Below are 14,355 nucleotides of genomic sequence, written 5' to 3' on the forward strand. Positions count from 1 at the left end.
ACCTTATGCGGTCGGTTCCATAAAGAGCGAAGGCCGCGGGCTAAGGTCAGGTGCATACCCACTCCCGGACGGTGCAGCGAGAACCTGAGCGCTCACATGCTTTAAGCGCAAGGTCTTCAGCTTCGCGGCGTGTCGGTGCCGAATTTGCACTCCACGGTGTGGCCCGATCGCGCTTTTCCTTGCCGATGGCAAGGGCGCCGCAATGATTGTATGGAAAGCCGGTCTTGTCGTCGTCATCCCAGTGCCGATGATTGCGAAATACGCTGACCACGACGCAGCTGCTGCCCTTGTCCCGCTCGCAATGCTTGAGCGCGATATCCATGGCTTCCTGGCGTTTGTCGGCACCCCAAAAGAAGCCGTATTTTTCGTCGGGCGCGGAATAGGCGATGGCCGCCCAAATGCCGCGTTCCTCCGGCGGAGGAGCCGGTGGCTGCTCTGCGGTAAAGAGATCAGCGGCCCACGGTTGGCCGGTAGAGACAAACACCATGCCGATTGCCGCAATTGCAGATCTCAATCTCATTTTGCGCTCCCTTGCTTTCCTACTGCCGAAGCCACGGAAATGACGACGCAACCGCTTCCGGTCGGCAAAAGCATTGCTTCGCCACCGTCATTGCCGAGTTCGTAGACACCGACCTGTCCGAGATTGTTGACGAGCTTGCTTCCGTTCGGAAACTTGGTCGAGATTTCCGGGCAGGAGGCTGTAAACGGCGCCACGCGAACCATCGAACCCTCGCAGCCGGATGCGACGGGTGCTGCGAAAACGATGCCGGCAGCCGGTCCGCTGTAGCCCTGCGTTGCATAGTTCATGCCGACCAGCGCCTGCACCGCATGCTTGTCCGCGGCCTCGTTGTTCCAGATCGACTGGACATTGTATTGAGTGCCGTTCGTCAGTAATTGCCCAAGAACCGGGAAAACGGTCGAGCAGGATTGCAGGCCAGCCTGTTTGGCGTGCTGGAGGAACGGCGTGTCCGGCAGCGCTTGATTGGCGTCATTTGCTGCAGCAATCGCCGGCTGTGGCAAAAGGTTGCCGACCACGTCGTATCGGACGGCGGCGTAGCCGATGGCGCCGGCGATCGCAATTGCAAGCACCGATAGGGAGGTCGCCTTCCACCAGCTTCGCCGCGGCTTTGCCTGCTCACCGGCCAAGCTCTGAATTGCCGCGTCCTTCGCATTTCGGGACATGATGCGATCGTGAATCGATTGTTGGTTCATTGAAAAATCCATCCGTCACTTTATCGCCTTAACGGCTGTGGAAAGGCCCTTGAGATTTGCGGTCACGCTGATCGTGTTTCCGTCCGCGGTCGGATAGGAAACCGTTGGCGCCGTACTTTTGGAAATCTGCTCGCGCATTACGGGTCCGACCGGCAGCATGCCGACGCAAACCGTGCTGTTGCAGCCGTTGAACCGTACTTGTATCGGCTCCTTGCGGCCCGCGAATTGCAGAAGGATACCGCCATCGCTCTTGGCGACCGGGGCCGCACGCAAGATCATGTAGGGATCGCCTTTTTTCGTCGCAGCGAGCGACCAGCTGAACGCAACTTGTCCGGTCTCGTTCTCGATAATCTGGGTAACGTTGCAGACCCGCTGGCGAATCTTCAGGTTTTCATCACAGATCAGCGTCCAATTCTCGAACGGACGAATGATCCTCTGATATTCGCCAGTCTTCGCTTCCGGAGGAACTACGACTTCGGAAGGTCTTATGCGATAATTGGGAAGGGCCGCATCCTGTCCGGCTGCGATCGAGCCGAACAGGAGCATGCAAGCCATGAAAGCCGGGACGCCGAAGAGCGCTCCTTTGAACATGTCAGGCTCAATTCAAGGTGAAGCTGAGACCAGCGCCGACGCCCACGTGTCCGCCGGCGGCCGTACCTGACAAATTCGCGCGAACCCGCCCGTTCTCGCTGGTGTAACCGGCACCGAAGGCCAAGGCGCCCTCACCTCGCCAGACACCGCCACCGACCGCCACGCTCGCCTTGCCGGGACGATCGTCATAACGAAGCGATGCCGCTGCAAGCCCGATTGCGGCCGCCTGCCTTGCCTCGGAACGGACGTCCCCAAGTTCCTGGTTCAGCTGGCCGAACTTCTGGTCCGTATAGTTGTTGGCGGAAGCCAGCGTAGTGGCGGCGGCCGTGTCCGTATAGGATTTGACCTGAGTGATGCTGTCGCCCAATTGGGCAACGTTCACGGCATCCGTCGGGGCAACACCCTTGCCGACGTTGGAAATGACTACCGGTGCGTTCACATCACCGCCCTGCAGCGTGATGCTGTTCTTCTTGCTGCCGTCGGGATTGAGGTCATAGGTGACGGCATTCTTGGTGATCGTTCCGACACCCGTCTGCAGGCTGTCGATCGCCTGATTGGTCGCATAAAGCTGCGATCCGTTGATGGCGTCGGTGCTGTCGGAAGAAATACGGCCGGCAGCGACGTTGGTGATGGTTCTTTCAGCCCCTTGGGAACCCACGCTCACCGTTCCGACTGGCGCGGTGCCGGCAAAGTCGTAGTGCTGGCCTTGAAGGGTCGTTCCGGATGTGCCGACAGCAGCCTGCGTTGAGGAGCCGGAGCCCAAGGCCACATCATTGGCATTGTTGGCCTGCGCGCCCTGACCGAGAGCAACGGCGCCCTGCCCTGTTGCAGCAGATCCAAGTCCTGCTGCCAGGCTGCTCACACCACTGGCAACACTCTGCGGACCGATCGCAACGCTATCGGTGCCGCTGGCGGTGGAATCCGCCAGCGTCGAGTTCGCATGGAAGTACTTGATGCCGCCGCCATTGGTGATGTTGGTCAATGTGTTATCGACCGCGCCGAAAGCATCGTAGACCGTGCTGTAGTTGTTGCCCTGGATGTTGTAGGTCGGGCCGGTGATCGACCCGTCGGGGTTCACAGTCGTATTGCCCCCGATCAGGTTGGTGACGTTGGTGCCGAGACCCTTCAGTTGGCTGACATTCACCGCGTCGGTGTCGGCCGAACCGGCTGCCAGATTGGTCAGCTTGCGTTCCGAGCCTGCCGAGCCAATCGATACTTCGCCGACAGAGGTTTGCGGGCTCGTAAGCGCGAAGCCGGTATAGTTCGTCTGTGCTCCCACTGTTGTTACGGATTGCGCACCCAGCGCAACGCTGTTGATGTTGTTGGCTTGCGAGCCGGCACCGAGCGCCACCGATTGGACGCCTGCAGCCAGCGAGTTCGTGCCGAGTGCTACGCCGTCAGCCAGCATGACGTGAGCATTCTGGCCGATGGCCGTGCCGCCCGGAGCAACCTGGTCGACGACCGCGCCGTTGCCGATACCGATACCATTGTCGCCGTTGACGACGGTCGTCGGACCAACCGCAACCGATTCAGCGCCGACAGCAAGGGAGTCGCCAGCGGCCGAATTCGCATGGAAGTACTTGCTCGGCGTCGTTGCGACCGAAGCGATGGCGCCCTGGAGCTGGCGAACCGTGACGGCATCCTGCGCGCTGGTACCATCAGCGACGTTGATGATCTGTCGATAGGACGTGCTCGAGCCGACCGAGACGGCGCCCAGCAGGGTTTTATCCGTCGTATTGTATTGGATGAAGTTCGTCGGTCCAGCCGCGATTTGTCCGGTGGCCGGCGCCAGGGCGCGATCGGCAACCGATCCGGAACCAAGGGCCACGCCGCCAACGATGGTGGCCTGACTGTTCATCCCAAGTGCAAGCGAATTGTCAGCGACGGAGGTGGCGTTATAGCCGACCGCTGTGGAGCCAACGCCCTGAGCCGAGGAATCGCTGACGGCGAGCGTGCTGTCATTGGTGCGCACATACCGGATACCCTTACCGTTTGCATCGGTATAGGTCGTCGAGGTGTCACCGGCGATGTTGTTGATCGTATTGCCGAGATTGGTCAGGTTGCCGCCGATCGTTGTCACCGTCGTGTTGAGACTGTCGACCGCCTGGTTGGTGGCAAAGAGCTGCGAGCCGTTGACCGCGTCGGTCGAGCCGCCATTGAGCTGGCCGGCCGCGACATTCTGGATCTGACGCTCCGCACCGGCGGATCCCACAGAGAAGGCGCCCGCCGGGGTGGTGCCTGCGAAGGTATAGGCGGTACCGCCCACGGTGGCACCCGAGACCGCCGTCGTCGCACCGGACTGCGAATTCAGGCCGATGGCCACGTCGCCGGCATTGTTGGCGACCGCATTCGGGCCGACGGCAACCGAATCCGTCCCGAGGGCCTGGGAATCCGGCAGTGTGGAATTGGCATGGAAATACTTGATACCGCCACCGGTGTTGATGTTGTTGACGATATTGCTGAGATTGGTGATACCAGTCGTATTCAGGTCGACCTGCTGGTTGGTCGCAAAGAGCTGCGAGCCGTTGATGGCATCCGTCGAACCGTTGTTGAGCCGGCCCGCCGCGACATTGGTGATAGTGCGCTCGGCGCCTGGTGCGCCGACGCTCACCGTCGAGGCAGGTGTCGTGCCGGCAAAGTTATAGGTATTGCCGCCGATCACCGCGCTTGCGGTACCGACCGCTGTTGTGGTCACCGAGCCCGAGCCAAGAGCGACATCGCCGGCATTGACTGCGGAGGAGAGAGCGCCCAGTGCGAGCGCGTTCTGAGCGCCGGCATTCGCACCAGCGCCGAGAGAGGCTGCCTGAACCCCGGTTGCAAACGCGTTCTGACCGATCGCGGTGCTGGAGGTCGCCGTCGCATTGGCATTGGGGCCGATGGCGGTGCCGTAGTCACCCGTGGCCTTGGATATGTATCCGAACGCCGTTGCGTCGAGACCGGAGGCGCTCGCACCGTTGCCGGCTGCGATGGCATTCGCGCCTGACGCGACCGAGAGAGGTCCGATCGCAACTGATTCCGCGCCTGTCGCCGACGAATCCGCTGCCGCCGAGTTGGCATGGAAATATTTGATGCCGCCGCCGTTGTTGATGTTGCTGATATCGGTCGTGTTCTGTGTCACTTGTTGGTTGGTCGCAAAGAGCTGCGAGCCATTGACGGCATCCGTCGAACCATTGTTGAGCCTGCCCGCCGCAACATTGGTGATGGTGCGTTCGGCGCCCGGCGCGCCGACGCTGACCGTCGAAGCCGGTGTCGTGCCCGCGAAGTTGTAGGTGGTGGTGCCGATCACCGTGCTGGCGGTGCCGACGGCGACGTCCGTCACCGAGCCTGAGCCGAGTGCCACGGCGCCTGCGTTGCCGGCGGTGGCGTTGGCGCCCAACGCGAGGGCATCCGCGGCGCTGGCATTCGCTTGTTTGCCGAGAGCGGTTGCTTCAACGGCAGTGGCAAATGCGTTCTGGCCGATCGCGGTGCTGGAGGTCGCCGTCGCATTGGCATTGGGGCCGATGGCGGTGCCGTAGTCACCCGTGGCCTTGGAGATGTATCCAAACGCCGTTGCGTCGAGGCCGGAGGCGCTCGCACCGTTGCCGGCTGCGATGGCATTCGCGCCTGACGCGATCGAGAGAGGTCCGATCGCAACTGATTCCGCGCCTGTCGCCGACGAATCCGCCGCCGCCGAATTGGCATGGAAATATTTGATGCCACCGCCGTTGTTGATGTTGTTGACTGTCGTGCCGATGGCATCGACCGCCTGGTTGGTCGCAAAGAGCTGCGAACCGTTGATGGCGTCGGTGGACGATCCGCTGACCCGGCCCGCCGCGACGTTGGTGATGGTGCGCTCGGCGCCCGGCGCGCCGATGCTGACCGTCGAAGACGGGTTGGTGCCCTGGTAGGCATAAGTGGTGCCGTTGACCACCCCGCTCGCCGTGCCGACTGCTGTCGTGGTTACGGAACCAGAACCCAGAGCCACGTCGCCGGAGCTTGCCGTCGCCGTCGCGCCATTGCCCAGGGCAACGTTGCCGACGAAGCCTGACGCACCCGCCGTTGAACCGTTGCCCAAAGCAACCGAACCTTGGCCGATAGCCTTGTTGTTGTTGCCGATCGCGACCGCGCCGGCCGCCTGGTTGGCGCTAGTCGCGCTTGCCGTGCCATCGCTGTTGGCAATGTTGTTGGCGCCGCCGGTGAAGGCGCCGGTACCGCTCGCATAGCTGGGATCGCCGATCGCGACCGCGCCGTCGCCGTAAGCGGTATTGCCGGAGCCGATGGAGACCGCCTTGCCGCCTGTCGCGACTGCATTATTGCCCACGGCAACCGCTTCGGTGGAAGTGGCCTGGGCTGCTGTTCCGACCGCAATCGCGTTGGCGCCTGCCCCGTTCGCGTTGATGCCCAAAGCGACCGCCTGAGCCCCGCTGGCGACCGACCCACCGCCGATCGATGTGCTGTTCACACCACTGGCAGTGGAAGACTCGCCCAAAGCCAGGGTGTTTGATTGGCTCGCTGTGGCGTTCGCGCCAAACGCTGCCGCATTAATGGCAGTCGCTTTTGCATTGAATCCCATGGATGCGGCTCCACTTCCCGAGGCATTCGCGCCTGGGCCGACCGCGGTGGCTAAATTGGAGCCGGAATTCGCATTGTTGCCGACAGCGACGCCGGAGGTGGCGCCATTTGCGACGATTGCGCCCGAGCCTATTGCAACAGCGCCGCCGGCAGCGATCGCCTGTGCCTGGTTACCCAAGGCAACGCCGAAAGCTCCCGAGGCAACGGTGGTCGGACCGATGGCAAGCGAGTTGATCCCCGAGGCGGCCGCTGTCGTGCCGAGAGCGATGGAATCGGTGTTCGAAGCGTTGGCGTTGTAGCCGATCGACGTCGTATTATTAGTGCTGACGCCAATACCGGCGTTGGTTCCAAGCGCGATATTGTCGTTGCCGGTGACGAGGCTACCCGCGGAGGCCTTCAGGGTGGCGTCGTAAGCGACAGCACCGTCGCCACTTCCAAACGCGAGGTTGCGCGTCCCGGAGACGCCCGAGCCAGCGCCTCTCATGACGCTGGGAATGCCGCCGCCGATGGCGGTGTTTTGCGCGCCGCTGACAAGCGTACCGGCAGCGATACCCATCGCTACGGAACCTGTATTGGCGGTGGTTGACCCAGCGCCGGCACCCTGTCCGACGGCAACCGTGCTGCTGCCGATGGCTACCGCTTGCGTCCCGATTGCGGTCGCGCTGTTTCCTGTCGCCCGGGCATTGTTGCCGACGGCGGTGGTGGCACTATCCGTACCTTGGGCTCCCGAACCTACCGCGACCGAGCTGTCCCCTGTCGCCCGGCTGTTGTTGCCGACGGCGGTGGCGGCATTGTTTGTCGCCTGGCTAAAGCTACCGATAGCGGCAGAATTGTTGCTGGTTGCCTGGCTCGATACGCCGACAGCCGTGGCGACGGCGCCGCTCGCGCTAGCCGCGTTGCCCATCGCGGTGGCGCTGGCGCCGCTTGCGGTGGTGTTGACACCATAGGCCGAAGCCCCATCCGCCAGTGCGCGGGCGTTCCCGCCTACGGCAAGTGCATTGACGCCGGTGGCGTTTGCGAAGACACCCATGCCTATGGCGTTGAGGCCATTGACACTCATCGAATAGCCGATGGCGATCGAAGCGTCGCCCGTTGCACTGTTAGAGGTGCCCAATGCCACGCTGTTCGGGTTATTCGCTTTAGCACCGTTACCGATGGCAACGGCGTTGGCGGCTGTCGTCGTGCCGCCGCCGGCGGCATATTGCGCCTGCGCAGGCGCGGAAAGGCCGAGCACAGTGAGCGCGGCGAGGCCGCCGATCGCGCTGGCCAAACGTAAGTTTCCGCTGGTGCCCAACGCCCCGAGGCCCATGTCCTTGCGGCGCATGCCGAGAACACGAGAGGCCATCCGCAGCACAGCCATCAGGCGGCGCCGGAGCGAACGATCGGTGCGGTCGGCTGAAACAAAGTTTCGAGCAAATCCGGTACGAGACTTAGTCTGCAGATGTTCCCCAACGCATTCGCTCATGCTGCTTTCTCCTCGCTGCTATCTGGACGACTGAGCACGCGTGAACCCGCATCTGCGGCTGCGTCGTCGTTGAAATTGTGCGCTTGCTGAAGCGCGCGACCCATTTTGGCGGCCTGGCTTTCGAGCTGTTCGCGGACCGTATCGACCCATGGCTGCGTCGATGCCGGAACGGAATACAATGCGGCGTCGGCCCGATCGGGCGGAAGCTTTGTCGCCACCAGGGCGCGGCAGACATCAAAGTGAAATAATGGCTCTCCTTCGGCATAGGCCGGAGAGGTCAGACCGAAGACAAGGCAGGCAAATAAGTAGTCAACTTCCGCGCCTGTCAGACGGCTGGCATATCGTTCTTGCAAGGCAGTCCAGGCTACCTCGATTTTCGGAGCAAAGATTTCAAATTCAGGGAATTGAATGTCCATAGAGCACCGGATGGTTACCATCCCGAACATGGCCTTATTTCAGCGCAACGGTATTTTAGAAAATTCCGGATTTTTTTTAGGAAATTACGGTTTTTTGCTTAGCCGGTTGCAGGTGTAACTGCTTTGCCACACTTAACCTAAGGCTGTTCCGCATGAAGAGGCGAACCGCAGGACGATCGGCACCAAGCAGTTCTTTCCATTCCGAAAAATCTCTCCTGCTGCATGTGCAGAAAACGTCCATCCCCGCCGTACACCTTTCAGATGAACACGGAAAATAATGGATTTGGGAATATTCGAATTGGCTTGGGACGGACGCGAGCTCGCGTTCAAGCCCGTGCGATTATCGCATATATCGAAGCTCTGTCGGCGTCCGCCCCCGGTATCTCTTCATGGTGGTCGCCAAATGGCTTTGATCCGAAAAACCTGTCATGTAGGCGATTTCCGCAATCGCGATTTCACCCTCGACCAGCAATTTTTCCGCAAGGTCCAGACGCAGATTTATCAGATACCGGTGTGGAGGCATGCCAAAGGTCTTCGCGAATCTCACGATGAAATGGTTCGGTGAAATGCCCGCGACCGCCGCAAGTTCAGCGACGTGAACCTTTTCGGTGAAACGTTCGCGAAGATACTCTTCCACGCGTCGAGCGCTTTTGGCGGAGAGCCCTCCCCTGGGCGATGGAATCTGTCTCATATTGCTTGCATAGGTACGGAGAAGATGTGCACTAAACAGCGTAACCAATGAATCCAGATAGAGTTCATTCGGAGTTGCTTTCCCGGTTAGCTCGACAGAAATCCTCTGCGCGATGCCGAGGGCGATAAGATCGACGGTCCCAAATGCGGGAGGCTCGAGTTCTACATTGCCAAGATCGAACTCCTGGAGCGCCAGCTCGGACAGAATGTCAGGAGGAATGGCGACGACAAGATTTGTCCTGGTTTCGGACCAGGCAAGGGTGCTATCCACACCGGTGGGATTGACCACGAGACCGCCAAGCGGCGCATCGTATTGCGTGATCCGGTCGCTGCCGAGAGAGGCTCGCAAGCCACGCGAGGGAGCCAATACGACTGCCACTGCATGCTCCTTTGCAATCCAGGTCTGCGATCCGGGATTGCGAACGGAATTTATGACGCTCCCGCGCGCGGTGGCCTTCCTTGGGCCTGAACTTTCAGGAATTATATCAAATACATATCGATCGGCCCGTTCCCGAACCTCACCCGCATAGTTCATTCTTCATCGCCCCGCCCGAACGAAATCCTGTAAATGCAAACAAGCAGACCTGATCTCAACTTCGCTTGAGATCTCAGTTTCCCAACACTGTCAGCTCGACGCTGCAGCCAGCTAATAGCGCGAGATTAAATAGTATAAATTACAGAGTTTGGAAGGGGGGATATGCATATGGTAAAGAAAGGATGACGCGGTAAAAACACGTCAATCTTTAGCGCGGACCAATATACCCCACGCACCTCGATAGAGGGTTGCTATCGGGCTAAGCCTTAATTCACGTCGAGGTAGAAAAACCGATTGCCGAGCCGCCGTGGCCGCTAAAGATCGCCTCGGCGCTTCTCATATAGATCCCAAGCGACATCCACCATCGCCAGAAGAACATCTTTTTGATTCCATCCAGCTGCCGCTGCGGCCCGAACGATTTCACCAATGATAGGCTGCAATTGGCGTTGGCACTCGCTTGAAATGTCGTCGGCACCGCTTCCCACAGGTGGTTCACTAAATTTGAATTCTACCATTCTCACTCTCGCAGCCTTAATATATGTCAGCTATCACATTCCCAACATAAAATAAATCCGGAAGCACGCCCCGAGATTTTCACAGCCCCGCGCCTAGTCACACTATCGCTATGCTGTAATCAAGCCAAACTTCATTACAACCATTAACTCTATATCATTGGGCAACTCACAGAGTGAACCGCAAGAGATACAAGAAGAACGGAAGTTATTCTGCCGCCTGGGCGGAGGAGGCCACAGGACACTGCGGCAAATCCCCGAACCTGATCGACAGGCAAAACCGCCATCGATGAGGCCGGAACGATTATGATGTCGAGGATTGATGTGGCTCATCGCTCAAGCCGCGAACGAGCACAGTCGCGGTAATCAGGGCATCAGTTTCATTGCGTCGGTAGGAATATGAAGAGGCGCCCAACGTGTCGCAATCGCATCGTCGATCGACAAGATGCGGCCGGCAAATTCCGATCTTAGGTAATTCTCCAGCCAGAAACGCCGGTGGGCTGAACTAGCAGCGAGATGACATGGCGCGATCTCCGGATTGTGGTACCGGAGAGCTAAGCCTTTTGCCCGTTATTGAACTTCGTGCACATAGCGATGGCTCCTGGTCGTCGCGCGATGTTTTGCGACGAGAACCGGAACCGCGGACTGGTCATAGGCCACTTCGTCAATCGTCAGCACGGCGCTGGGCATGCCCAGCTGCAGCAGTCGGCAATCCTCCTCCGTCGCCATATCGGCGGCAATCTGCTCTCGCACGGCGGAAATGCGAATCCCATAGCGATCGAGAAGGAACAGATAGAGAAGCGACGGAATCTCCTCCTTCTTATCGGGAAACTCCGGCAGTATCCTTGCCGGAAGTGCCATCACCTCATGCATGACCGGGTGGCCCCCGACGCTGCGCAGCCGGTGGATTGAGATGACTTCGGACGCATCGTCAAGCCGCAGTCCCGACCGCTCCTCCTCGCTCGCTTCGCGGCGTTTCAACGAAAGAATGTCGGATGTCGAGTTTTGCAGCGAACCATCGAGCCCATGCAGGCGAAAATACTGGAAGAAAAAGCGCAGGCTGTGCTGCGGCGTGCGACCGGTGACCACGGTCCCCGTCTTGCGCCGGCGGCTGAGCAGGCCTTCATTGGTCAGGTCCTGCAGGGCGCGCCTGATCGTGCCGACAGCAACCCCAAACTTTTGCGACAGCGCGATCTCGCTCGGCAGCACGGTCCCGGCCGACCATTTACCCATCATGATCGCTTCCGTGATCTGACGCTTCACGACTTCGTAGAGCGGAACGGAGAGCTCGGATGCACGCGGCATATCTGCTGAAAATTTGGGCATTTCGCGCAATTATTTGCCTCTTATTTGGAGTTGACTCAAAGTCTGAGTGGCAGCATCATTACTATATAGTTTATATAAATACGAGTGCAGAGCCTCCATGTGTTCCTGCGCGTCTTTTTTCGGAATTCGAGCATGCGCGATCAAGTCTTGTCATCTTTCGAGGCGTCATTTGCAAGCGCCTTGAAAACTATCGAAGAAAACGTCGAAAGCGCCATCGACGATCTCGCGCGAATGATCGCGATCGACACCTCTTTTCCGCCGGGAGACGGCTATCCGGCATTTGCGGAGTTGATGTCGAGCCTGCTCGAACCCATGGGTTTCCATTGTCGACAAGTCATCCTGCCGGAGGAGCTGTGGCGGGTTAGCAATGGTCCGGCCCAAGGAGCAAGGGTCAACCTCATTGCCGAGCGATCCGGCAACAAGCCGGTTTGCGGGCTGTACTACCATGTCGACACGGTTCCGGCCGCCCCTGCCTGGCAACAGGATCCGCTATGTCTGCGACGAGAAGGCGAACGCCTCTTCGGGCTTGGCGCTGCGGACATGAAAGGCACCATCGCGGCAACGCTGATGGCACTGCGTGCGGCCGACGCCTGCGGTGTCGAGCTCGCCTACGATCCGATGCTGCTCCTTTGCACCGATGAAGAGGGCGGCCTCTATCCGGGGATCCGATATCTTGCCGAGCAGGGCATGCTCAAGGGACATATCGTCAATTTCAACGGCTCGGCGGCGCCGCGCATCTGGGCTGGCTGCTTCGGCGTCTTCAATCTTCAGATCACCGTTCGGGGTCATGCCGTTCACGCAGGCGAAGGCAACCGCACTGGTTCCGGCATTAATGCCATCGACGGCGCCCTTCCTCTTCTGAATGCCCTTCATGCTTTGAAGCCGCAGGTAGCCGCCTTCGCATCCGCCTTGCCGCCGCCGCATGCGAGCGGGCCGCTGCGGCCTCAGCTGTCTATCTCCGCCGTCAATGGCGGCACAGCCGGCGGACAGGTTCCCGCGGAGCTGAAGATCCTTGTCAGTCGCCGCTATGCGCCCGAAGAGAATTACGAAGCGGCAAGGGCTGAGATCGAAGAGCTTGTCCGCGCCGTCATGGCGAAATCGCCGGAGTTGCACGTCGAGATCGACCTCGTCGGCCATCTCATCCCGACCTCGGATCCGGACGGTCCGCATTGGCCTCGCTGGCAGAAGGCTCTCAGTCTCGGCTTCGGCTATCAGGATTCCGACTTTAGCAAATGGGGTGCCGCAAGCTGTTCGGATTTCGGCTACGTGCAGAGGACGGGCGTCATGCAGGAAGTCCTGCTTGGCGGCCTTGGACGTCCGGAGAGCTGCATCCATAGCCCCGACGAACATACGACGACCACGGATATCGTCGCGCTGGCACAGAGCATCCTTGCCTATCTCGCCCGCGACTTTGCGGCCGACCTCATTCCAGAACAGGCACCATCAAAATAAGGGAACATTGCAATGCTGAAGCTGAACCGACGTCATTTCCTGGCGAGCACTGCCGCCATTCTGGCAACGCCTGCCATCGGCTTTGCCCAAGCCGCCGCGCCCGCCAAGGGTGGCACCTTGCGCATTTCCGTCGATCAGGCCGCAAGCGTGATCCATCCGCTGCTGACGCGCGTCAACCCGGAATACATGGTCACGGAATTGCTCTACAGCAATCTGACCCGGCTGAAGGTCGATATGTCGGTCGAGCCCGATCTGGCCGAAAGCTGGAGCGCCAACGAGGCGCTGACGGAGTGGACTTTCAAGCTCCGCAGCGGCGTCAAGTTCCATGACGGATCGCCGTTGACCGCTAACGACGTCGTCCAGAGCTTCAAGGCGATCCTCGATCCGAAGAACGCTTCGCCGGCACTCAACAATGTCGGCCCGATCGCCGATGTGACCGCGGCCGATCCGCTGACGGCCGTCTTCAAGCTTTCGACCCCTTACGCCGACTTTCCCGTGGCAACAGCCTATACGGTCGCGCGCATCATCCCGGCCTCCATCGCGACCGGCGATTTCAAGAAGCTGTCGACGACCGCCGTCGGCACCGGCCCGTTCAAGCTTGTCTCCTACGAACCGGATCGCCTGATCGTCGTCGAGCGCAACCCCGATTATTACGATCCGAAGCGTCCCTATCTCGATCGTGTCGAAATTCAGGTTTTCCCGGATACCTCGGCGCAGACCTCTGCCCTGCTTGCCGGCGATATCGACGTCATTTCGACCGTGCAGCCGACCGAATACCTGCGGATGAAGGATGCGCAGGGCGTCAATCCGCTGCGCGTGCCTTCAGGCCAGTTCTGCAACATCAATTTCGGCTGCGACACCAAGCCCTTCAACGATGCGCGCGTGCGCCGCGCGCTGGCGCTGACCGTCGACCGGCAGGCGATGGTCGATTTCGTCACCGAGGGTTTCGGCACTCCAGGCAACGATACCGCCCTTAATTCCTCCTATCGCTTCTATGCCGATCTGCCGCTGCGCCAGGCCAATATAGATGAAGCCAAAAAGCTGCTTGCCGAGGCAGGCTACCCGAATGGCTTCGAGGCGACGCTGATCGCATCGGACAAGCCGAGCCAGCGCACACAGCTTGCTGTCGCCTTGCGCGAGATGGCAAAGGAAGCCGGCATCAACATCAACGTCCAGACGATGCCGCATGCCACCTATCTGGAGCAGGTGTGGAAGAAGGGCAGCTTCTATGTCGGCTTTTACAACATGCAGCCGACGGCCGACGCAATCTTCAAGCTGCTCTACACCTCCGATGCAGCCTGGAATGAAACACGCTGGAACAACGCCGCCTTCGACAAGGTCGTCAACGAGGCACGTGGCATCACCGACGAAGCCAAGCGCAAGGAGCTTTATGCCGAGGCGCAGAAGCTGATGAACGAGGAAGTTCCCTCCATCATCCCGGTGTTCTTCGATGTTCTCGCCGCCAAGCGGGATTGGGTGGCCGGCTTCGAGGTTCATCCGCGCGCTTCCGTCTTCCGCCTCGACTATGTCTCCTTGACGGACAAGGCGCCGAAGCGGAGCTGATGGCGTCGACCGTGCTGAACGAGCGTCGCGGCGCGATCTTGC

At 60.0% G+C, this 14,355-nt stretch carries 10 protein-coding genes and 1 pseudogene; 2 read left to right on the forward strand and 9 right to left on the reverse strand.

Features of this window, described 5'->3' with window-relative positions:
- Positions 1 to 46 precede the first annotated feature (46 nt).
- From ABOK31_RS28045 to ABOK31_RS28085, 9 genes and pseudogenes are all read right to left on the reverse strand, one after another.
- Positions 47 to 520 carry a DUF4189 domain-containing protein gene (locus tag ABOK31_RS28045; protein ID WP_349962072.1) on the reverse strand — a complete coding sequence of 158 codons (474 nt, stop codon included), beginning with the start codon at positions 518 to 520 and terminating at the stop codon, positions 47 to 49.
- Positions 517 to 1,212, reverse strand: a complete 696-nt coding sequence (locus ABOK31_RS28050) for a hypothetical protein (RefSeq protein WP_349962074.1) — start codon at positions 1,210 to 1,212, stop codon at positions 517 to 519. The genes ABOK31_RS28045 and ABOK31_RS28050 overlap by 4 nt, the downstream gene beginning before the upstream one ends.
- A gap of 15 nt (positions 1,213 to 1,227) precedes the next feature.
- Complete coding sequence (locus ABOK31_RS28055) at positions 1,228 to 1,803, reverse strand: invasion associated locus B family protein (RefSeq protein ID WP_349962076.1); 576 nt, start codon at positions 1,801 to 1,803, stop codon at positions 1,228 to 1,230.
- A 7-nt stretch (positions 1,804 to 1,810) separates the two neighbouring features.
- Entirely contained in the window at positions 1,811 to 7,819 is a 6,009-nt protein-coding gene (locus tag ABOK31_RS28060) for a YadA-like family protein (protein WP_349962078.1), read from the reverse strand.
- Complete coding sequence (locus ABOK31_RS28065; RefSeq protein ID WP_234910227.1) at positions 7,816 to 8,265, reverse strand: hypothetical protein; 450 nt, start codon at positions 8,263 to 8,265, stop codon at positions 7,816 to 7,818. Before ABOK31_RS28065 ends, ABOK31_RS28060 begins: the two co-directional genes overlap by 4 nt.
- A 310-nt stretch (positions 8,266 to 8,575) precedes the next feature.
- Complete coding sequence (locus ABOK31_RS28070; protein WP_349962080.1) at positions 8,576 to 9,304, reverse strand: AraC family transcriptional regulator; 729 nt, start codon at positions 9,302 to 9,304, stop codon at positions 8,576 to 8,578.
- A gap of 470 nt (positions 9,305 to 9,774) precedes the next feature.
- Positions 9,775 to 9,975 carry a hypothetical protein gene (locus ABOK31_RS28075; RefSeq protein WP_174172400.1) on the reverse strand — a complete coding sequence of 67 codons (201 nt, stop codon included), beginning with the start codon at positions 9,973 to 9,975 and terminating at the stop codon, positions 9,775 to 9,777.
- A 331-nt stretch (positions 9,976 to 10,306) separates the two neighbouring features.
- Positions 10,307 to 10,464 (reverse strand): annotated as a pseudogene (locus ABOK31_RS28080) (VapC toxin family PIN domain ribonuclease); the annotation flags it as partial.
- Positions 10,465 to 10,542: 78 nt separating this feature from the next.
- The gene (locus ABOK31_RS28085) at positions 10,543 to 11,298 is read right to left on the reverse strand and encodes a GntR family transcriptional regulator (RefSeq protein WP_350019310.1); all 756 of its coding nucleotides are present in this window, start codon (positions 11,296 to 11,298) and stop codon (positions 10,543 to 10,545) included.
- A 132-nt stretch (positions 11,299 to 11,430) separates the two neighbouring features.
- Here ABOK31_RS28085 and ABOK31_RS28090 point away from each other — a divergent pair, with 132 nt between their 5' ends.
- Together ABOK31_RS28090 and ABOK31_RS28095 are read left to right on the forward strand one after the other, a co-directional pair.
- The gene (locus ABOK31_RS28090) at positions 11,431 to 12,750 is read left to right on the forward strand and encodes a M20/M25/M40 family metallo-hydrolase (RefSeq protein WP_349962084.1); all 1,320 of its coding nucleotides are present in this window, start codon (positions 11,431 to 11,433) and stop codon (positions 12,748 to 12,750) included.
- Between the two features lie 12 nt (positions 12,751 to 12,762).
- Positions 12,763 to 14,313, forward strand: coding sequence for an ABC transporter substrate-binding protein (locus ABOK31_RS28095; protein WP_349962086.1), 1,551 nt, complete (start codon positions 12,763 to 12,765; stop codon positions 14,311 to 14,313).
- Positions 14,314 to 14,355: the final 42 nt, after the last annotated feature.

It is taken from the genome of Rhizobium sp. ZPR4 (assembly GCF_040215725.1).
Taxonomy (GTDB): domain Bacteria; phylum Pseudomonadota; class Alphaproteobacteria; order Rhizobiales; family Rhizobiaceae; genus Rhizobium; species Rhizobium rhizogenes_D.